Source organism: Noviherbaspirillum sp., assembly GCF_035944575.1.
GTDB lineage: Bacteria > Pseudomonadota > Gammaproteobacteria > Burkholderiales > Burkholderiaceae_D > Noviherbaspirillum.
Genome location: NZ_DASZBA010000179.1, coordinates 1 through 18,095, shown reverse-complemented (window position 1 = coordinate 18,095; position 18,095 = coordinate 1). Strand labels below are relative to the sequence as shown.

At 60.6% G+C, this 18,095-nt stretch carries 19 protein-coding genes; 14 read left to right on the top strand and 5 right to left on the bottom strand.

Features of this window, described 5'->3' with window-relative positions:
* Positions 1–15 precede the first annotated feature (15 nt).
* A complete protein-coding gene (locus tag VGU61_RS13245) occupies positions 16–1,185 on the bottom strand; it encodes an MFS transporter (RefSeq protein ID WP_326859604.1) in 1,170 nt (389 codons plus the stop codon).
* 353 nt (positions 1,186–1,538) lie between these two features.
* On the opposite strand from VGU61_RS13245, the gene VGU61_RS13240 reads away from it, so the two are divergent.
* The 5 genes from VGU61_RS13240 (at position 1,539) to VGU61_RS13220 (ending at position 6,470) form a co-directional block, all read left to right on the top strand.
* Entirely contained in the window at positions 1,539–2,117 is a 579-nt protein-coding gene (locus VGU61_RS13240) for a GbsR/MarR family transcriptional regulator (RefSeq protein ID WP_326859603.1), read from the top strand.
* A gap of 196 nt (positions 2,118–2,313) precedes the next feature.
* The gene (locus VGU61_RS13235) at positions 2,314–3,693 is read left to right on the top strand and encodes a cytochrome ubiquinol oxidase subunit I (protein WP_326859602.1); all 1,380 of its coding nucleotides are present in this window, start codon (positions 2,314–2,316) and stop codon (positions 3,691–3,693) included.
* Entirely contained in the window at positions 3,686–4,708 is a 1,023-nt protein-coding gene (locus VGU61_RS13230) for a cytochrome d ubiquinol oxidase subunit II (protein WP_326859601.1), read from the top strand. Before VGU61_RS13235 ends, VGU61_RS13230 begins: the two co-directional genes overlap by 8 nt.
* 113 nt (positions 4,709–4,821) lie before the next feature.
* Positions 4,822–6,078, top strand: a complete 1,257-nt coding sequence (locus tag VGU61_RS13225) for a multidrug effflux MFS transporter (RefSeq protein ID WP_414691636.1) — start codon at positions 4,822–4,824, stop codon at positions 6,076–6,078.
* Positions 6,079–6,137: 59 nt separating this feature from the next.
* Positions 6,138–6,470, top strand: coding sequence for a thioredoxin family protein (locus tag VGU61_RS13220; RefSeq protein WP_326859600.1), 333 nt, complete (start codon positions 6,138–6,140; stop codon positions 6,468–6,470).
* Positions 6,471–6,828: 358 nt separating this feature from the next.
* On the opposite strand, the gene VGU61_RS22650 is transcribed toward VGU61_RS13220, so the two are convergent.
* From VGU61_RS22650 to xseA, 4 genes are all read right to left on the bottom strand, one after another.
* Positions 6,829–7,059, bottom strand: coding sequence for a hypothetical protein (locus tag VGU61_RS22650; protein WP_414691637.1), 231 nt, complete (start codon positions 7,057–7,059; stop codon positions 6,829–6,831).
* The gene (locus VGU61_RS13215) at positions 6,972–7,487 is read right to left on the bottom strand and encodes a hypothetical protein (protein ID WP_414691635.1); all 516 of its coding nucleotides are present in this window, start codon (positions 7,485–7,487) and stop codon (positions 6,972–6,974) included. The genes VGU61_RS22650 and VGU61_RS13215 overlap by 88 nt, the downstream gene beginning before the upstream one ends.
* Positions 7,488–7,789: 302 nt before the next feature.
* A complete protein-coding gene (locus VGU61_RS13210; RefSeq protein WP_326859599.1) occupies positions 7,790–8,368 on the bottom strand; it encodes a superoxide dismutase in 579 nt (192 codons plus the stop codon).
* Between the two features lie 108 nt (positions 8,369–8,476).
* The gene (gene xseA, locus VGU61_RS13205) at positions 8,477–9,838 is read right to left on the bottom strand and encodes an exodeoxyribonuclease VII large subunit (RefSeq protein ID WP_326859598.1); all 1,362 of its coding nucleotides are present in this window, start codon (positions 9,836–9,838) and stop codon (positions 8,477–8,479) included.
* A 312-nt stretch (positions 9,839–10,150) separates the two neighbouring features.
* Here xseA and VGU61_RS13200 point away from each other — a divergent pair, with 312 nt between their 5' ends.
* The 9 genes from VGU61_RS13200 to VGU61_RS13160 form a co-directional block, all read left to right on the top strand.
* Positions 10,151–10,756 (top strand): MotA/TolQ/ExbB proton channel family protein, encoded by a 606-nt coding sequence (locus tag VGU61_RS13200; protein WP_326859597.1) that lies wholly within the window; start codon positions 10,151–10,153, stop codon positions 10,754–10,756.
* Between the two features lie 32 nt (positions 10,757–10,788).
* Positions 10,789–11,223, top strand: a complete 435-nt coding sequence (locus VGU61_RS13195; RefSeq protein ID WP_326859596.1) for a biopolymer transporter ExbD — start codon at positions 10,789–10,791, stop codon at positions 11,221–11,223.
* Between the two features lie 52 nt (positions 11,224–11,275).
* Positions 11,276–12,310, top strand: a complete 1,035-nt coding sequence (lpxK, locus tag VGU61_RS13190; RefSeq protein ID WP_326859595.1) for a tetraacyldisaccharide 4'-kinase — start codon at positions 11,276–11,278, stop codon at positions 12,308–12,310.
* Positions 12,291–12,485, top strand: coding sequence for a Trm112 family protein (locus VGU61_RS13185; RefSeq protein WP_326859594.1), 195 nt, complete (start codon positions 12,291–12,293; stop codon positions 12,483–12,485). The genes lpxK and VGU61_RS13185 overlap by 20 nt, the downstream gene beginning before the upstream one ends.
* 21 nt (positions 12,486–12,506) lie before the next feature.
* Positions 12,507–13,259, top strand: a complete 753-nt coding sequence (gene kdsB, locus VGU61_RS13180) for a 3-deoxy-manno-octulosonate cytidylyltransferase (RefSeq protein WP_326859593.1) — start codon at positions 12,507–12,509, stop codon at positions 13,257–13,259.
* 142 nt (positions 13,260–13,401) lie between these two features.
* Positions 13,402–14,058, top strand: a complete 657-nt coding sequence (adk, locus tag VGU61_RS13175) for an adenylate kinase (RefSeq protein ID WP_326859592.1) — start codon at positions 13,402–13,404, stop codon at positions 14,056–14,058.
* Positions 14,059–14,291: 233 nt separating this feature from the next.
* The gene (locus VGU61_RS13170) at positions 14,292–16,430 is read left to right on the top strand and encodes a sodium-translocating pyrophosphatase (protein WP_326859591.1); all 2,139 of its coding nucleotides are present in this window, start codon (positions 14,292–14,294) and stop codon (positions 16,428–16,430) included.
* A gap of 135 nt (positions 16,431–16,565) precedes the next feature.
* Positions 16,566–17,324 carry an SDR family NAD(P)-dependent oxidoreductase gene (locus VGU61_RS13165; protein ID WP_326859590.1) on the top strand — a complete coding sequence of 253 codons (759 nt, stop codon included), beginning with the start codon at positions 16,566–16,568 and terminating at the stop codon, positions 17,322–17,324.
* A 97-nt stretch (positions 17,325–17,421) separates the two neighbouring features.
* Positions 17,422–18,095, top strand: a 674-nt coding sequence (locus tag VGU61_RS13160; RefSeq protein WP_414691634.1) for a gamma-glutamyltransferase, incomplete at its 3' end; no start/stop codon positions are given.

Genomic DNA, 18,095 nt, shown 5'->3' with positions numbered 1-18,095 from the left:
TCTGCTATGCGGAACTCATGGCTTCGCGGCGTGCAGCTGCAATGTCAGAAAGATGCCGAATGCGATCACGATGCAGCTGATGCCAAACGTGCCACGAAAACCGATGTGTTCGATCATCGTACCGGCGATGGCCGGCCCAAGAAATTGACCGCCGGCGAAGAACAGCGTGACGTAACTCGTCGCCAGCGGCGCCTGCTGCGGCTCCACCGTTTCACCGGCGACCGCAAGTACCGATGTGAACATGCCGGAAATGGTGCAGCCGAGGATGAAGTAATGCAGGGCAAACCCGGCAAACACCGGCCAGAACACGGGGATCAGCGTGCCGACCAGGGTTATCGAAACGGATGTCAGCAGTGATCGGGGGCGGCCGATGCGGTCCGACACCATGCCCCAAAGCGGGCCGGCGAACAGGGAAAGAATGCCCATCATCGCCGCCATCTTCGCGGCGGTCGGCGCCGGCAGGCCGGCATGGAGCGCGAAGCTGTACATGAACGTGGCCTGCGTGATGTAGGTAATCCCGATAACGCCGTAGAGCAGGCCAACCACGATCAGCTGGCGGTTGCGGTAGACAGCGCCTTTATCGATGCGGATCGCCGGACCTGCATGCACAGGCAGCCGCGGGAGGAACAACAGGACCGCCGCCACCGCCACCGCGCTCGGTATGGCAAATGCGACCCAGGTGACACGCCAGCCGCTGGATACATCGGTATTCAGGTAAGGCACCACGGCGCTGGCGATCAGGAGCCCCAGGCCGATACCGCTGTTGGTCAGGCCGATGATTGCGCCACGGCGCTGTGGAAATGCACCTGCCAGAAGCGAAATGACGGGCGTGTAGGCAAAGGCGGTGCCGAACCCGAGCAGCAACATGTAGATCAGCAGCAAGATGTAATGACTGGAAAGGCTCAAGCCGACAAATCCGGCCGTCGTCAGCGCTACGCCAATAAACACTGCCGCCCGGCCACCCCAGCGCGACGCGAATGCGCCGGCCACCATGACCAGGCACAAATACCCCAATGCGCTGGCGGTGCCGAGCGCGCCGGCCGCCTGGTAACTCAGCCCCAGATCCTCGCGCATGAAGGGCAGAATCAGTCCGAAGGATAGCCGCGCAAAGGCGACCGTGACGAGGGTAACCAGCATGCCGGTGAGCACCATCATGCCGGTTTGCAAGCGCTCAGTTCTCGTCATGCCTGCTCCCGGGGGGTGTGGAAATAACGGACGTGTGTCGATTGGCGAGGAATAAAAAGGGGAAGAGGGATGTGTTGACCATGATGCATCGAGCGGTGATTCGAGGACGAAGAAAAAGCCCGCAAGATGGTGCGGGCTATCCCGGCAGTCCGTTGTCTCCATGAAAGGTGGCCGACGATATCGGCCGCCAAAAAATTATTTATTGGACATACTGTAACCGGAAGCGGGAATTTGCGTCCGAGCCCAGGCACCGTGCGGCTTCCCGTGCGATCACGTTCGGCTGCTGCAGCGATCCCTGACGTCAGTTTGTGCTAGAATTTCAGTAATTCCTGAAAATTCAAAAGTCGATTGAAATGAACCTGACGCCGCTCGTGCAAACCTTCGTTCTCCATTTCGGCGAAATGGGCAGCCGTTGGGGCATCAACCGCACTGTGGGGCAGATCTACGCCCTGCTGTACGTCTCCGCCAAGCCGCTGAATGCCGATGAAATCGCCGAGTCGCTTGGGTTCTCCCGTTCAAACGTCAGTATGGGTTTGAAAGAGCTGGCGTCGTGGCAGCTCATCCGCCTGCAGCACCTTCCGAACGACCGCCGCGAATACTTTTCGACGCCCGACGATGTGTGGGCCATCTTCCGCACCCTCGCCGAGCAGCGCCGCAAGCGGGAAATCGACCCGACGCTGTCGATGTTGCGCGACGCCCTGATCCAGACCGCTACCAGCGACGAAGACCTGCATGCGCAGAAGCGGCTGCGGGAAATGCACGACCTGATCGAACTCGTCAGCGACTGGTTCGACGACATCCGGCATCTCGACACGCGCACGCTGGTGCAGTTGATGAAATTGGGGGCGAAGGCGCAGAAGTTTCTGGAACTGAAGAACAAGCTGACGTTGTCCGGTGGAGGAAAGTCCGGCAAGGACACGGGAGAAAATTGATGCCACCTACATACAGGTTCCCTCCCCCTTTCAGGGGGAGGGATAGGGTGGGGGTAGGGAGGTTGAGCTATTGCATGCGTTGGCTCGACCTCACTACCCCCATCCCAACCTTCCCCCTAAGAGGGGGAAGGGGCACGTCGCTCGACTCGCCACCACCAACGATTTTGCATCATCCCTTAACCTCGCAGAGCACACCATGACCGACGCATTCATGCTCGCCCGCATCCAGTTCGCGAGCAACATCACGTTTCACATCCTGTTCCCTACCATCTCCATCGCCCTCGGCTGGATGCTGCTGTTCTTCAAGCTGCGCCACAACAAGACCGGCGACGCCAAGTGGGCCGAGGCCTACCAATTCTGGGTAAAGATCTTCGCGCTGACCTTTGCGCTCGGCGTCGTCTCCGGCATCACGATGAGCTTCCAGTTCGGCACCAACTGGCCGGGCTTCATGGAAACCGTCGGCAACATCGCCGGCCCGCTGCTCGCCTACGAGGTCCTGACCGCGTTTTTCCTCGAAGCGACCTTCCTTGGCATCATGCTGTTCGGCGCGAAGCGCGTATCCAGCCGCGTCCATACGCTGGCGACGCTGCTGGTGGCCGGCGGCACCACGCTGTCCGCATTCTGGATCATCGCTCTCAATTCCTGGATGCACACGCCGGTCGGCTTTGAAATGATCGACGGACGCGCGCATGCGACCGACTGGCTGGCCATCATCTTCAATCCGTCGATGCCCTACCGTTTGACCCACATGCTGATCGCTTCCGGTCTTACTGTCGCTTTCCTGGTGGCAGGCATTTCGGCCTACCGCTGGCTGCGCGGCGACCGCACACCGTCGGTGATGGCTGCGCTCAGGAGTGGCGTGACTGTCGCGGCGCTGCTGATCCCGGTACAAATCCTGGTCGGCGACATGCACGGCCTGAATACGCTGGAGCATCAGCCGGCGAAGATCGCCGCGATGGAAGGCGTCTGGGAAACCGAGCGCGGCGCGCCGCTGCTGCTGTTCGCCGTTCCTGACGAGAAGGAAAGGACGAATCACTTCGAACTCGGTATCCCGAAAGTCGCCAGCATTATCCTGAAGCACGACGCAGAGGGTGAAATCAAGGGCCTGAACGACTTCGGCGACAAGCATCCGCCGGTGGCGCCGCTGTTCTGGGGATTCCGCGTCATGGTCGGCACCGGCGTGCTGATGCTCGCCGTCTCCTGGCTGTGCGCATGGCAGCTCAAGCGGCGCGGCGATGTCACGCCGTGGACGGCACGCGCATTGGTTGCCATGAGCTTCTCTGGATGGGTGGCGACGGTGGCCGGCTGGTATGTCACCGAAATCGGCCGCCAGCCGTATCTTGTCTACGGCGTGCTGACCACGGCGGAGGCGGTGTCGAGCGTTCCCGCACCGTTGATCGCCAGTACGCTCGCCATGTACCTCGCCCTGTATGCGGGACTGACCATCGCCTACATCACTGTGCTGTTCCACCTGGCCCGCAAGGCCGGCTACGGCAAACCTGCCCAACCCTTGTATCCGGAGCCGCCGGCTGTCGGCGCCACCGGTTCCCTGCTTGGAGAAACACGTCATGCCTGAACTCTCTCAACCCGGCGGCTGGCTGCCGCTTGTTTTCCTCGCCCTGATGGGCGTGGCCATGATGGCCTACGTGATCCTGGACGGCTTTGATCTCGGCGTCGGCATCTTGCTGCGCCGCGCCGGCGATCCCGACAAGGACACGATGATCGCGTCCATCGGCCCGTTTTGGGATGCCAACGAAACCTGGCTGGTGCTGGGCGTCGGCATCCTGCTGGTAGCGTTCCCCCTGGCCCATGGCGTCATCCTCGGCGAGCTGTATCTTCCGGTGGCATTGATGCTTGCGGGCCTGATTTTGCGCGGCGTCGCATTCGACTTTCGCGTCAAGGCGCGGGATGACCACAAGCATGCATGGAACATGGCGTTCTACGGCGGCTCGGTCCTCGCCACTTTCGCGCAGGGACTGATGATCGGTCTGTATATCGTCGGCTTCGACCACGGCTTGCCGCAGATTGCCTTCGCCACGTTCACCGGCCTGGCATTGATCGCCGGCTATGCATTGCTCGGCGCCACCTGGCTGATCATGAAAACCGAAGGAGAGCTGCAGCAGAAGGCAGTCGCATGGGCGCGCGGCAGCCTGCTGTTCTGCGCACTGGGCATTGTGGCGGTATCAATCGTGACACCGCTGGTGAGCCAGCAGATTTTCGATAAATGGTTTTCCTTCCCCAACATCCTGCTGCTGGCGCCAATCCCGGCGATGACGGCAGCCCTCTTCGCGTTGACGGAGTATGTCCTGCGCAGGCTGCCAGCGACGCTGGCGAAGGGGAGGGAGACCTTGTGCTGGCTGCCGTTCGCGGCAACCGTCGGGATCTTCCTGCTGGCGTTCAACGGCCTTGCCTACAGTCTGTTTCCGTACCTCGTCGTCGACCGGCTCACCATCTGGCAGGCGGCCAGCGCACCGGAGTCGCTGAAGATCATCCTGTTTGGCGTCATCATCGTGTTGCCGACGATCATCGGCTATACCATTTTTTCCTATCGGGTATTCTGGGGTAAGGCGCGCGAACTCAGCTATCAATGAGGCACGCGTGATTGGCGTTCATCTTCCTGTTGGATGAACCAATCAAAATACCGGCCGGTCTGACGGGATCAAGCCGCCCTCGTCGGACCGGCGCATTCAACCGGTCAGGAAACATGGAGAGATTGCCCCCGGACTATGTCGAACAGTCCGCCGTAGATGCAAAGCATGGAAAGCTTCCCGCATACAACGCCTTCGCGCTGATGCTGGCCGCGCTGGCGATGCTCGGCCCGTTTTCGGTCGACACCTACCTGCCGGCCTTTCCCGATATTCAGCGTACGCTGCAGGCAAGTGCGATCGAGGTGCAGCAGACCCTGACCGCCTACATGTTTTCTTTCGCACTGATGATCCTGTGGCACGGCGCATTGTCCGATGCGTTCGGCCGGCGCAACATCGTTCTCGGCTCGCTCGCGGTTTTCGCGGTTGCATCTCTTGGATGCGCGGCGGTGCACAGCATCGAATACCTTTGGGCATTCCGCATTCTGCAGGGCATATCGGCAGGCGCCGGCATCGTGATCGGACGCGCCATCATCCGGGATGTGTACACCGGCGCGCCGGCCGCGAAGCTGCTGTCGGTGGTGACGATGATCTTCTCGGTCGCGCCGGCGATCGCCCCGGTCCTCGGGGGCTGGATCGTCAAGCTGCTCGACTGGCGATCGATCTTCCTGTTTCTGTTCGCCTATACCGTTCTGCTGCTGTGGGTATGCTACAAAAAGCTGCCCGAGACCCTGCCGCCGCTCAAGCGCCAGCCGTTCAATCCGCAATCGCTGACGAGGAATTACAAGCAGATCTTCCGCTCGCCCCTGTTTCACCTGAAAGCGGGCACGGTCGCGTTCAATTTCGCCGGCCTGTTCCTGTTCATTGCCGCCGCGCCGGTGTTCATCACCGAGCATCTCGGATTGGGGCCGGATCAGTTCGCCTGGCAATTCGTGCCGACGGTGGCGGGCATTTTCTGCGGCGCGTTCACAGTCAATCGTGTTGCCGGCACACTCCCTGTCGCGAAACAAGTCATGATCGGATTCTGTTTCCTGATCGGCGCCGGCGTCGTCAATGTGCTCTATCACGCAGTGTTCCCACCCTCGCTGCCTTGGTCGGTGGCGCCGTTCTTCTTCTACGCGTTCGGCATGTCGGTGGTCGCGCCCGCAGTCACCTTGCTGGTGCTTGATCTCTTTCCGGAGATTCGCGGCACTGTCGCTTCATGCCAGTCGTTTACTCAAACCATGCTTGCCGCTGTCGTATCGGGCGTCGTGGCCCCGATGCTGTCACACTCGGTGTTGTGGCTGGCTGCGGGACAGCTCGCATTCACGCTCATCGGCTTCGCATTGTGGACAATCGGCAAGCGGTATCATCGAGCCCGAGCTGTCCGACCATAAACGCCAGTCAATGGCCGGTCCGAGAAGAAACAAGCAGAGGAACACAAAGGAAAACAGAAATGGCGATGAATACAACTTACGCATCTGCCGAACCGTCACGCGCCGATATCGATGCGATGAAAGGGCCTGCGCTGGTGGAGTTCGGCGCACCCTGGTGCGGATTCTGCCAGGCGGCACAGGCACCGCTCGCCGCAGCCATGGCAAACCACCCGAATGTGAAACACATCAAGATCGAAGACGGCAAGGGCAAGGCGCTGGGCCGCTCGTTCCGGGTGAAATTATGGCCGACCCTGGTTTTCATGAGCGACGGCGTGGAAACCGCGCGCCTGGTCCGACCAGACAGCGCTGACGAGATACGCCAGGCGCTCGCCGGAATCGACAGCGGCGCATAAGAGATCCGCTGCCGAGCCCCCGTTACTGCTTACTTTTCCTTGCCGGCCACCGCCGCCACGTACGTTGCGAGTGCCGAGATCTCCGCATCGCTCAATGTTTTGAACGCCGGCATTTAACCGGTTCCGTTGCGGATCGCTTTTTCGACTCGGGATGCATCCGGTTCGGTCCGATCTCACCGGCCGCACCGGCATGCTTGAGCGTGTGGCATACCGCGCAGCCGGCGCGGCGACCTGAGTGAACAGCTTCTTGCCATCCTCCAGGCCGGTTTGGGCGAAGACTGTGCCTGTCGCTGCCAGCATGGCGATGCCGGACAAGGTGTTCATAAAAAAGCGCATTGGATCTCCGTTCCGCAGGCCGTCAGACGACGGTGATCTTGAGCGCATGATCGCGCCAGCTGCTGTTGTTGTAGCCGCTGGCGTTTTCCAGCCGCTCCTCCGGCTGCTGATTGCGCTCGGAATCCGTCGCGCGGCTCGCTACCGTGTATTCGCCCGCAGGCAGTTTCACCGCCAGCACGAACTGCCGCCATGCATACCGGCCGAGATCAGGGCCGACGAACTTCGCTTCCCTCCACGTCTTGCCGCCGTCCATGGACACTTCAGGACCATCGCCGTGGTTTCCAGACCCATTCCCTTGAGTTCCTTCATGGTCAGCTCGCGCGGGTTTTTCACGCCTTCGACAGTCACTTCCCAACTGTCACGATCGGTAACGATGGATGCATCCGGGGCTGGGAGGTTATTGCGGATATAGAGCTGGTCGGTGGGCGTGATGATGCTGGTGCCTAACGCGGTGCGCTTTGTCTCCAGTGTGCTGCTGGTATGAACGATCAGCGCGTTCGGATCCTTCCAGGCAACGTAGGGCGGCAGCGGTTTCGCGGCAGCCGCCGCCTGTGCGATGGCGGTCTTCGAAAAGCCGGCCAGACCTGCCGCGGCGACGGCTGTTGCGCCGCCGGCAAGCAGATTTCGGCGCTGCGGATTGGCGGGGGATCGATCTGCCGTACCCATGATTCGTCTTATCATGTCTGTCTCCCTTGTGTTGATAATTGTTCTGTGATGCGGCCTTGGGCATTGATGTGCATCGCCGAGCCGCTCGGCTTAAGCCAAAGCAATTATCCGAGCGCCGGAGGCGTGTTGACGAAACTGCGGCGTGCAGTACACCGCTACAAGGGTAACGGCGGCAAACAGGGGAGGATAGGGTGAAGTGAAGTCGCAACAAGGACTGAAGGACTCCGGCTTGCTGAGAGGCTGACAGCGCTGTCAGCCCTTTCCTGCATTCGATGCAGCAGGCTTGATGCCTAAGCTGCACCGGCGTTCGATGCCGCTTAAGCGAAGTTCTTTCCGACGAAATCCCAGTTCACGACATTCCAGAATGCTTCGACGAACTTCGGACGGGCATTGCGGTAGTCGATGTAGTAGGCGTGTTCCCACACGTCGCAGGTCAGCAGCGGCTTGTCGCTTGTCGTCAGCGGTGTGCCGGCGTTGGATGTGTTGACGATGTCCACCGAGCCGTCGGCCTTCTTGACCAGCCAGGTCCAGCCGGAGCCGAAATTGGTGACGCAGGACTTGGTGAATTCTTCCTTGAACTTATCGAACGATCCGAATTTCGCATTGATCGCATCGGCAACCGGGCCGGTCGGCGCGCCGCCGCCATTGGGCGTCATGCAGTTCCAGAAGAAGGTGTGATTCCAGACCTGGGCGGAATTGTTGAATACGCCGCCGGATGATTTCTTGATGATGTCCTCGAGGGACGCGTTTTCGAAATCGGTGCCTTTGATCAGGTTGTTCAGGTTGGTCACGTAAGCCTGATGGTGCTTGCCGTAGTGGAACTCGAGCGTTTCCTTGGAAATGTGCGGCTGCAGGGCTTCCATCGGGTAGGGCAGGGGAGGCAGAGTATGTTCCATGGCATTCCTTTTCGATTGTTGGAGGAGGATGTTTTTTTTGAAAGACCACAATTGTAAGTCGGATGCCGTCCGGCTGCATCGTGGCAGCGCTGTACGGAGATCAAAAAATCATTCAAGCAGCGATTGCACGCTTGCAATACCGACTTCCGCGCTGCCGTCCGCGAGGCGGACAGTCACTATCTCGCGCGGACGCAGCGCATTGGGCGAGCGGATCACACGGCCCTTGCCGTCGACCACCATTGCATAACCGCGCTCCAGGGTGCGTTGCGGATTGAGCAGTTCCAGTTGATCCGATAACGCATCCAGGGCCTGCCGCCGCTGCGCGTTGGCGGTGGCCATGCTGACGTCGAGACGGCGGGCGATGCTCTCCAGGCGGGCGCGTTGGGCCGAAGTGTCCGGCAGCCGGGCCACGAGCCGGGTACGCAGGTTGGCCACTGAAAACCGCGCCTGCTGCAGCGGCATGCGTGTCGCATGCCTGAGCCGGTGCTGCAATCCTGCAATGCGCATGCGTTCATGGGCGATATGCGCCGACGGACTGACCAGCCGCCGCGACAGCCAGTCGAGTGTCTGGGCTGCATCCATCATGCGGCGCTTCATGATCCTGACCAGATCTTCCGCGTGCATGTCGAGCGTGGCGAGCCAGTCGGCACGCGGGGTCGCGGCAATCTCTGCCGCGGCTGTCGGCGTGGGCGCCCGCAGGTCGGCGGCGAAGTCGGCGATCGTGACGTCGGTTTCATGGCCGACGCCGCAGATGACCGGTATCGCACAGTCGGCGATGGTACGCGCCACGACTTCTTCGTTGAACGACCACAGATCCTCGATGCTGCCACCGCCCCGGCAGACCAGCAGCACCTCGCATTCCGCCCGCGCCGATGCGGTGGCGATCGCCTGTGCAATTTTCATTGCCGCGCCTTCGCCCTGAACAGGGGTGGGATAGAGGATCACTTGCACGTGGGGTGCGCGCCGCCGCAAGGTCGCCAGGATGTCACGCAATGCCGCCGCTTGGGGACTGGTGACGATGCCGATCGAACGGGGGAAGACCGGCAGCGGGCGCTTGCGTTGCGGATCGAATAATCCTTCGGCATTCAGTTGTTCTTTCAACCGCAGGAAGGCCTCGTACAGGTTGCCGACGCCGGCCCGCCGCATGGCTTCGACGTTGAGCTGGTAGTCGCCACGCGGCGCATACAGCGTGACCAGTGCGCGCACTTCGACCTTGTCGCCTTCGCGCGGCATGAAGCCGGCATATTGCGCGCGTCCGCGGAACATTACCGAACGCACCTGCGCTCCGTTGTCCTTGAGCGTGAAGTACCAGTGTCCGGATGCCGCACGGGTGAAATTCGAGATCTCGCCCGATACCCAGGCAAGCGGGAAACTGCGTTCCAGCATCCGCGCCACCGCCTGGTTCAATTCCGAAACCGTCAGTACAGGCGGCGCCGCGCCGTTGTTTTCAAGTGCATCGCTAGGTTTCATGCGGTCTTCCGGGGCAAAACCTGTCCACAGGCGCATGAATACGTCATCTTGCGGTCATAAATAATTGTGCTCAAACGATCTCGCAATAACTGTTTGATTTAAAGGATGTAATTACATGCGGACCATGCAGCGGGCATCAATTTCATAGTGAATTTGTCAAGCTGTAGCATGTGATAACACAACTTGTTCACATACTTGTCCACAGTCGTTGCGCAAAAACCTTTTCGTTGAATTTCCTTGCCGGGAGGCTTGATCACGCTGCGTCTACACGTTACATTCTGCATCCGACTGAAATGAATCAAGGAACCTGTTTTGCTCGCCATCATTCAAGCTGCCGGCTGGCCCATCTGGCCGTTGCTGATTGCTTCCGTCATCGGACTGGCACTCATTATCGAACGGATATTGTACCTGCGTCGCCGTCGCATCCTGCCGCCGAATCTCCTCGATGAAGTGATCCGTGTTTACCATAATGGCAAGATCGGACCGGAGGTCGTCAAAAACCTCGAACAGAATTCTCCATTGGGGAAAGTCCTCGCCGCCGGACTGCGCAATGTCGACGCGCCACGCGACGCGATGAAGGAATCGATCGAGGAAGCCGGGCGCGGCACGGCGCACGAACTCGAGCGTTTTCTGACCACGCTCGGCACGATTGCCACGCTGGCCCCGCTGATGGGACTGTTCGGCACGGTAGTCGGCATGATCGAAATTTTCGGCGCCCAGGAAGCGGTCGGCACCAATCCGGCCCAGCTCGCCCACGGCATCTCGATCGCGCTGTACAACACCGGTTTCGGCCTCGCCATCGCGATGCCCGCGCTAGTGTTTTATCGACATTTCCGCGCGCTGGTCGACGGTTTCATTGTCGACATGGAACAACAGGCAGTGAAGTTTGTCGACATCGTGCACGGCAACCGCAAATAACCTCCGATAAAGCCCGCTGAAAGAACGCCGACATGGATTTCCGCAAAGGTCGGGGCCGCGAGGACCCCGACATCAACCTGATTCCCTTTATCGATGTGCTGCTGGTGATCCTGATCTTCCTGATGGTCACCACCACCTACAGCAAGTTCACCGCACTGCAGATCACGCTTCCCACCGCCGACGCGGAAAAGGCGCTCCAGCAACCGACGGAAATCAATGTCGCCGTTGATTCCCAGGGACGTTATGCAATCAACAATGCCAGGACGGCGGTCCGCGATGCAATGGGCCTGGCGGAAGAACTGAGAAACACTGGGACCGAGAAGGGGGCTGCCGTGAAGGATGCCGTCGTCATCATCAACGCCGACGCGACGGCGGCCCATCAATCCGTCATCAACGTGCTGGAGGCGGCTCGCCTGGCCGGGTTCGACAAGGTCACCTTCGCCGCCCAGACCAGCGGCAAGCGGTAAGCCGGCGCCGCTGCCGGCAACGCTCACCGGTTCGCACCGCGCCGCCGCCTACATGACCAGCCCCGCTCAACGGCCGCGAATCGAATCCGCGCTGATGCGCATCTGGATGGGGCGCGGCCCGGTCGCATGGCTTCTTCTGCCGGTATCTTTGCTTTTTCATTTGCTGGTGGCGCTAAGGCGCAGCCTGTATCGCCGTGATTGGCTGCGTAGTGTGCGTCTTCCGGTGCCGGTCGTGGTGGTAGGCAATGTGTTCATCGGCGGCACCGGCAAGACGCCATTCACGATCTGGCTCGTCGAGTCGCTGCGCAAGGCAGGTTATACGCCGGGCGTCGTCTCGCGCGGATACGGCGCCAACGGAACCGACCCGCGTCCCGTTCTTCCGGACGCACTGGCCGGCGATGTCGGCGATGAGCCGCTTCTTATCGCCCGGCGCGCGCAATGCCCTGTCATGGTCGGACGCGACCGGGTGGCGGCTGCGCAAGCCCTGCTGCATGCACATCCGGAAATCAATCTGGTCATTGCCGACGACGGCCTTCAGCATTATCGTCTGGCGCGCACCGTGGAAATCGTGCTGTGCGACAGCCGTGGTGACGGAAACGGCTGGCTGCTGCCTGCCGGGCCATTGCGTGAACCGGCATCGCGGCCAAGGGACTTTACCGTGGTCAATGCTGCGGAGCCGACGCCGCTGCCGCCAGGTACCGTGCGGATGGTCCTGGAAGGGAGCCATGCAGAGCGCCTGATCGATCGCTCGCAACGTACCGATCTGGCCGCCTTGGCGGGAACTGCGGCGACCATTGCCGCAGCCGCCGGTATCGGCCACCCGGCACGCTTTTTCTCGATGTTGCGTTCTGCCGGCCTGGCGTTCACCGAACTGCCGTTGCCTGACCATCATGATTTCACCGGAAATCCATTTTCCGGCCTTACCGCTGATGTCATCCTGATCACAGAGAAGGATGCAGTAAAATGTCAGCAAAATAACGAACTCAAGAACGACCCCCGCTTATGGGTCGTGCCTGTCACAGCGCGCATCGACGCCGCGCTGGCCGAACATATTGTGGAGAAATGTCGTGGATGCCCGACTGCTTGATATCCTGGTTTGCCCGCTTTGCAAGGGGCCGCTTCAATACGACAAGGGCGCGAAGGAACTGATTTGCCGCGCGGACAAGCTGGCTTATCCTATCCGTGACGACATCCCGATCATGTGGGCCGACGAGGCGCGCGACCTGAACGACACGCCGGGCTCTACGCCCGTCGCAGGCTGAGCACCCAGTTGCCGCTTCCAGATGTCATTCATCGTCATCATCCCGGCACGCCTGGCGTCCACCCGATTGCCTAATAAACCGCTTGCCGACATCGGCGGCAAGCCAATGGTCGTGCGGGTCGCCGAGCAGGCTGCCAAATCCGGCGCCGCCCGCGTAGTGGTCGCCGCCGACCACGAAGACATCCTGCGGGCCTGCTCCCAGCATGGAGTAGCGGCGAGCATGACGCGAGCCGATCATCCGTCCGGTACCGACCGCATCGCGGAAGTCGCGGCCCGGATGGGACTGGCTGCGGAGGATGTCGTGGTCAATGTGCAGGGCGACGAACCGCTGATCGACCCCGGCCTGATCGCCGCGACCGCCGCGCTGATCGACGGTGGCGTGCCGATGGCGACGGCTGCGCATCCGATCGACGAAATTGCCGATATTTTCAATCCGAACGTGGTAAAGGTCGTGCTCGACAAAGCGGGCAGGGCGTTGTACTTCTCGCGTGCCACCGTGCCCTGGCATCGTGACGGCTTCGCCGCCTCGCGGGAAGCGGTACCGCCCGGCTACCGGCCGTTGCGCCACATTGGTTTGTACGCTTACAACAACGCATTCCTGCAAACCTACCCGACACTGGACGCCTCTCCGCTGGAGCAGATTGAGGCGCTGGAACAACTGCGGGTGTTGTGGCACGGGTATTCGATCGCCGTTCACCTGACGCCCGGCGCTCCGGCGGGCGGCGTGGACACACCTGAGGATTTAATCAGGGTGCGGCGCAGTTTCGTCGGGTGAGTGGGTAAAAATCAAATACCGATCGGCGGTTTGGTGAAATTCTGTGGTAAGTTTCGTGCAAAGTTAATATGGTAAAACGCCATTCCGCACGGCGGTTTTCGTCAGCCATCGCAAAGAATTTAAAACTCGTTTAGGAAATCTCATGCGCCTCATCCTGTTAGGAGCGCCTGGTGCCGGCAAGGGCACGCAAGCTAATTTCATCAAGGAAAAATTCAATATTCCGCAGATCTCGACCGGCGACATGCTGCGCGCCGCGGTCAAGGCTGGCACACCGCTTGGCATCGAAGCCAAAAAAGTGATGGATGCGGGCGGGCTGGTTTCCGATGACATCATCATCGGCCTGGTGAAAGACCGCCTGAAGCAGCCGGATTGCGCGAAAGGGTATTTGTTCGACGGCTTCCCGCGCACTATTCCGCAGGCTGACGCGATGAAGGAAGCCGGCGTGGCCATAGACTACGTGCTGGAAATCGACGTTCCGGACGCGGCCATCATCGAGCGCATGAGCGGTCGCCGGGTGCACCAGCCGTCGGGCCGCACCTATCATGAAAAATTCAATCCGCCGAAAGTGCCCGGCAAGGACGACGTCACCGGCGAAGAGCTGATCCAGCGCGACGACGACAAGGAAGAAACCGTCAAGAAGCGCCTCGCCGTCTACCACGAACAGACCGAAGTGCTGGTGGAGTATTACAACAAGTGGTCTTTGGCCGGCACGCCGGGCGCGCCGAAATACCGCAAGATTTCGGGGGTCGGTCCGGTAGAGACGATTCGCGACAACGCATTTGCCGCACTGGCAGGCTGAACAAAAAGCGGACCTTGGGTCCGCTTTTTGTTTGTAGTGTGTGAAGTATTGATTTCATCGTTTGGTTCCCGTTACGTCTGTCGCAGACAAATTCGTAACGATAAGTTTTGCAGTACGCAGCACTCGCAGGACGACGACAGCAAATGCCCGCCCATACTGGCCGTTTGCCGCCGCCGTCCTCCGAATTGTCGTCATTGTTTTAACTTTGTAGTGAACAACAAGGAGGAGTCGATATGGCAGCAGCACTATGGTTTACCGTGGCCTGCGGCGTGATTGCCGTTATCTACGGATTGATGTCCAGAAGTTGGATTCTGAAGCAAGATCCCGGTAATCCACGTATGCAGGAAATTGCTGCTGCCATTCAGCAGGGGGCATCCGCATATCTTGCCCGGCAATATCGCACTATCGCCCTTGTCGGCGTTGTGCTTTTCATTGTAATGGCCATCGTTCCCGGGCTCGGCCTTTCCACTGCTTTCGGATTCCTGATCGGCGCCGTACTGTCCGGTGCCTGCGGATTCATTGGCATGAACGTGTCGGTACGCGCAAACGTCCGTACCGCGCAGGCCGCCACCAGAGGCATGAACGATGCGCTCAATATCGCCTTCAAGGGTGGGGCGATCACCGGCATGCTGGTGGTTGGCCTTGGTCTGCTCGGCGTGACGTTGTTTTACTGGGTGCTGACGTCGATGGGAAACGGTACCGCGACAACCGCGCATGACGTCCTCAAGCCGCTGATCGGTCTCGCATTCGGTGCGTCACTGATTTCCATCTTTGCTCGTCTTGGCGGCGGCATCTTCACCAAGGGTGCCGACGTCGGCGCCGACCTTGTCGGCAAGGTCGAGGCTGGCATCCCCGAGGATGACCCGCGTAACCCGGCGGTGATTGCCGACAATGTCGGCGATAACGTCGGCGACTGCGCCGGCATGGCCGCCGACCTGTTCGAAACCTATGTCGTTACCCTGATCGCCACCATGCTGCTCGGCGCCTTGATGATCACCGGTTCGGAAACCCAGGCAGTCATGTATCCGTTGCTGCTCGGCGCAGTGTCCATCCTCGCATCCATCGTCGGCTGTTCGATGGTAAAGGCCAAGCCCGGTAAGAAAATCATGTCGGCGTTGTACACGGGATTGTGGTGGGCGGCCGGCCTTTCGCTGATCGGCTTTGCCGTCGTCACCTGGCAGATCTGGCCGGACCAGGCCATGCGCATGAGCATGATGGGCTCGACCGTGGTCGGTATCGCGCTGACCGGCATCATCGTCTATATCACCGAGTACTACACCGGCACCGATTTCAAACCGGTGCGCCACATCGCCGAAGCATCGACCACCGGCCACGGCACCAACATCATCGCGGGCCTCGGCGTATCGATGAAATCCACCGCCTATCCGGTTCTCGCTGTCTGTGCCGCCATCCTGATCGCTTACTGGCTCGGCGGCCTGTACGGCATCGCGATCGCGGCGACCGCCATGCTGTCGATGGCGGGAATCATCGTCGCGCTGGACGCGTATGGGCCGATCACCGATAACGCCGGCGGCATCGCCGAAATGTCAGACCTGCCGGCTTCGGTGCGGGCCATCACCGATCCCCTCGATGCAGTGGGCAATACCACCAAGGCGGTCACCAAGGGATATGCCATCGGATCCGCCGGCCTTGCGGCGCTGGTACTGTTTGCCGACTACACGCATGCGCTGGATTCGGTCAATAAAAGCACGTCCTTCGACTTGTCGAATCCGATGGTGATCGTGGGCCTGTTCATCGGCGGGCTGATTCCCTACCTGTTCGGCGCCATGGCGATGGAAGCGGTCGGACGCGCCGCCGGCGCGGTGGTGGTGGAAGTGCGCCGCCAGTTCCGCGACATCAAGGGCATCATGGAAGGCACGGCCAAGCCGGAATATGACAAGGCGGTCGACATGCTGACCGCATCGGCGATCAAGGAAATGATCATCCCGTCGCTGTTGCCCGTGATCGTGCCTATTCTGGTCGGCATGCTGCTGGGACCGGCCGCACTCGGCGGCCTGCTGATGGGAACGATCATCACCGGTCTGTTTGTCGCGATATCGATGACGACCGGCGGCGGCGCCTGGGACAACGCCAAGAAATACATCGAGGACGGACACCACGGCGGCAAGGGATCCGATGCGCACAAGGCAGCGGTTACCGGCGATACCGTCGGCGATCCGTACAAGGACACAGCAGGTCCGGCGGTGAACCCGCTGATCAAGATCATCAACATCGTGGCGTTGCTGTTGGTGCCGCTGCTGCCTGCCGTCGGCATGCAGGCAGGCGCGGGCAGTAACCATGGCACGCCGCCGGCGATCACCGCGCCTGCGGCGGCACCTTCGGTTGTCGCGCCGGCGCCTGCGAAACCTTAATCTTCATCAAGCCGGAGCAAAGGCAGCTCCGGCTGCCTTTTCTTTTTGACCGCGGATTTCGTTACAATCGACAGGTGACGTTAACGTAAACGTTAATCGTGAATGTCATTCCCTTTATTTTTTACAGAGGAAACGATGCAGATTGCAAACAATGTATTCATCATCACCGGCGGCGCTTCCGGCCTTGGCGCTGCAACTGCGCGCATGATCGTCGAAAACGGCGGCAAGGTGGTGCTGGCGGATGTGCAGGTCGACGCCGGCGAGAAGCTGGCTATTGAACTGAACGGCCGCTTCGTCAAATGCGATGTGACGTCCGAGGCCGACGCGGTTTCAGTGGTGAGCGCGGCGGTTGCCCTGGGAACGCTGCGCGGGCTGGTCAACTGCGCCGGCGTTGCACCGGCGGTCAAGACGGTCGGCAAGGATGGCCCGCACCCCCTGGAGGTATTTCAGCGCGCCGTCAACATCAACCTGGTCGGCACGTTCAACATGGCCCGGCTGGCCGCTGATGCGATGGGTAAAGCCGACGCCACCGGCGAGGGCGAGCGCGGTGTGATCATCAATACGGCATCGGTTGCCGCCTACGACGGCCAGATCGGCCAGGCCGCCTATGCGGCGTCGAAAGCGGCGGTGGTCGGCCTGACGCTGCCGATGGCACGCGATCTTTCCCGCAGCGGCATTCGCGTCATGACGATCGCGCCGGGCATTTTCGAAACCCCGATGCTGCTCGGCATGCCGCAAGAGGTACAGGATGCGCTCGGGCGCATGGTGCCGTTCCCGCCCCGGCTCGGCAAGCCGGCCGAGTATGCGAACCTCGCCAAGACCATCATCGAAAATGTGATGCTGAACGGCGAAACCATTCGCCTCGACGGTGCAATCCGCATGCAGCCTAAGTGATGGTGAGGTCTTGCCGCACATCCCGCGGCAAGACCTTCGCGTGTATTGGATAGCACGCTACCAAGACATCGGTCGGTGGCGTTCAGCAGGAAAATCCATGATAAGAATTGCCTCCGTCGCCTTCGCATCCAGCCTGATGGCGGCCTGCGCAACCGTTCAAACACCTCAAACAGCCCCTCAAACCGGCATGAACGCGCCGGAAGCCGCTACCGGCTACATCGAAAAATTCGGCTGGACCGCCAAAAAATACATGGTGGCGGCGGCAAACCCTCTCGCGACGGACGCCGGTTATCAGATTCTCAAGGCCGGCGGTTCCGCAGTCGATGCGGCGATTGCTACGCAGATGGTGCTGACATTGGTTGAGCCGCAGTCATCCGGCATCGGCGGCGGCGCGTTCCTGATGCATTTCGATGGCGCGGTGGTGAAAGCATTTGACGGCAGGGATACGGCTCCTGCCAGCGCGACGGAGAAGCTCTTCCTGACTCCGGAAGGCAAGGTCATGCCATTCATCGAAGGCGTCGTTGGCGGACGTTCGGTCGGCGTGCCGGGCGTCCTGCGCATGCTGGAGCTGGCACATAAAGAATACGGCAAGCTCCCCTGGGCTTCCCTGTTCACGACCGCGATCATGCTTGCGGAAGAAGGGTTCCCGGTCAGCCCGCGTCTGGCAGGCTTGCTGAAGAACGAACAGCATTTACGGAAGGACCCGGCTGCCTTCGCCTATTTTTATGACCGCAGCGGCAATCCGTGGCCGGTTGGTCACGTTCTCAAGAA

Bases quoted from the DNA above. Each gene is read 5' to 3' on its own strand.
- VGU61_RS13245 (WP_326859604.1), bottom strand. From the start codon at position 1,185: ATGACGAGAACTGAGCGCTTGCAAACCGGCATGATGGTGCTCACCGGC.
- VGU61_RS13240 (WP_326859603.1), top strand. From the start codon at position 1,539: ATGAACCTGACGCCGCTCGTGCAAACCTTCGTTCTCCATTTCGGCGAA.
- VGU61_RS13235 (WP_326859602.1), top strand. From the start codon at position 2,314: ATGACCGACGCATTCATGCTCGCCCGCATCCAGTTCGCGAGCAACATC.
- VGU61_RS13230 (WP_326859601.1), top strand. From the start codon at position 3,686: ATGCCTGAACTCTCTCAACCCGGCGGCTGGCTGCCGCTTGTTTTCCTC.
- VGU61_RS13225 (WP_414691636.1), top strand. From the start codon at position 4,822: ATGGAGAGATTGCCCCCGGACTATGTCGAACAGTCCGCCGTAGATGCA.
- VGU61_RS13220 (WP_326859600.1), top strand. From the start codon at position 6,138: ATGGCGATGAATACAACTTACGCATCTGCCGAACCGTCACGCGCCGAT.
- VGU61_RS22650 (WP_414691637.1), bottom strand. From the start codon at position 7,059: ATGGACGGCGGCAAGACGTGGAGGGAAGCGAAGTTCGTCGGCCCTGAT.
- VGU61_RS13215 (WP_414691635.1), bottom strand. From the start codon at position 7,487: ATGATAAGACGAATCATGGGTACGGCAGATCGATCCCCCGCCAATCCG.
- VGU61_RS13210 (WP_326859599.1), bottom strand. From the start codon at position 8,368: ATGGAACATACTCTGCCTCCCCTGCCCTACCCGATGGAAGCCCTGCAG.
- xseA (WP_326859598.1), bottom strand. From the start codon at position 9,838: ATGAAACCTAGCGATGCACTTGAAAACAACGGCGCGGCGCCGCCTGTA.
- VGU61_RS13195 (WP_326859596.1), top strand. From the start codon at position 10,789: ATGGATTTCCGCAAAGGTCGGGGCCGCGAGGACCCCGACATCAACCTG.
- lpxK (WP_326859595.1), top strand. From the start codon at position 11,276: ATGACCAGCCCCGCTCAACGGCCGCGAATCGAATCCGCGCTGATGCGC.
- kdsB (WP_326859593.1), top strand. From the start codon at position 12,507: ATGTCATTCATCGTCATCATCCCGGCACGCCTGGCGTCCACCCGATTG.
- adk (WP_326859592.1), top strand. From the start codon at position 13,402: ATGCGCCTCATCCTGTTAGGAGCGCCTGGTGCCGGCAAGGGCACGCAA.
- VGU61_RS13170 (WP_326859591.1), top strand. From the start codon at position 14,292: ATGGCAGCAGCACTATGGTTTACCGTGGCCTGCGGCGTGATTGCCGTT.
- VGU61_RS13165 (WP_326859590.1), top strand. From the start codon at position 16,566: ATGCAGATTGCAAACAATGTATTCATCATCACCGGCGGCGCTTCCGGC.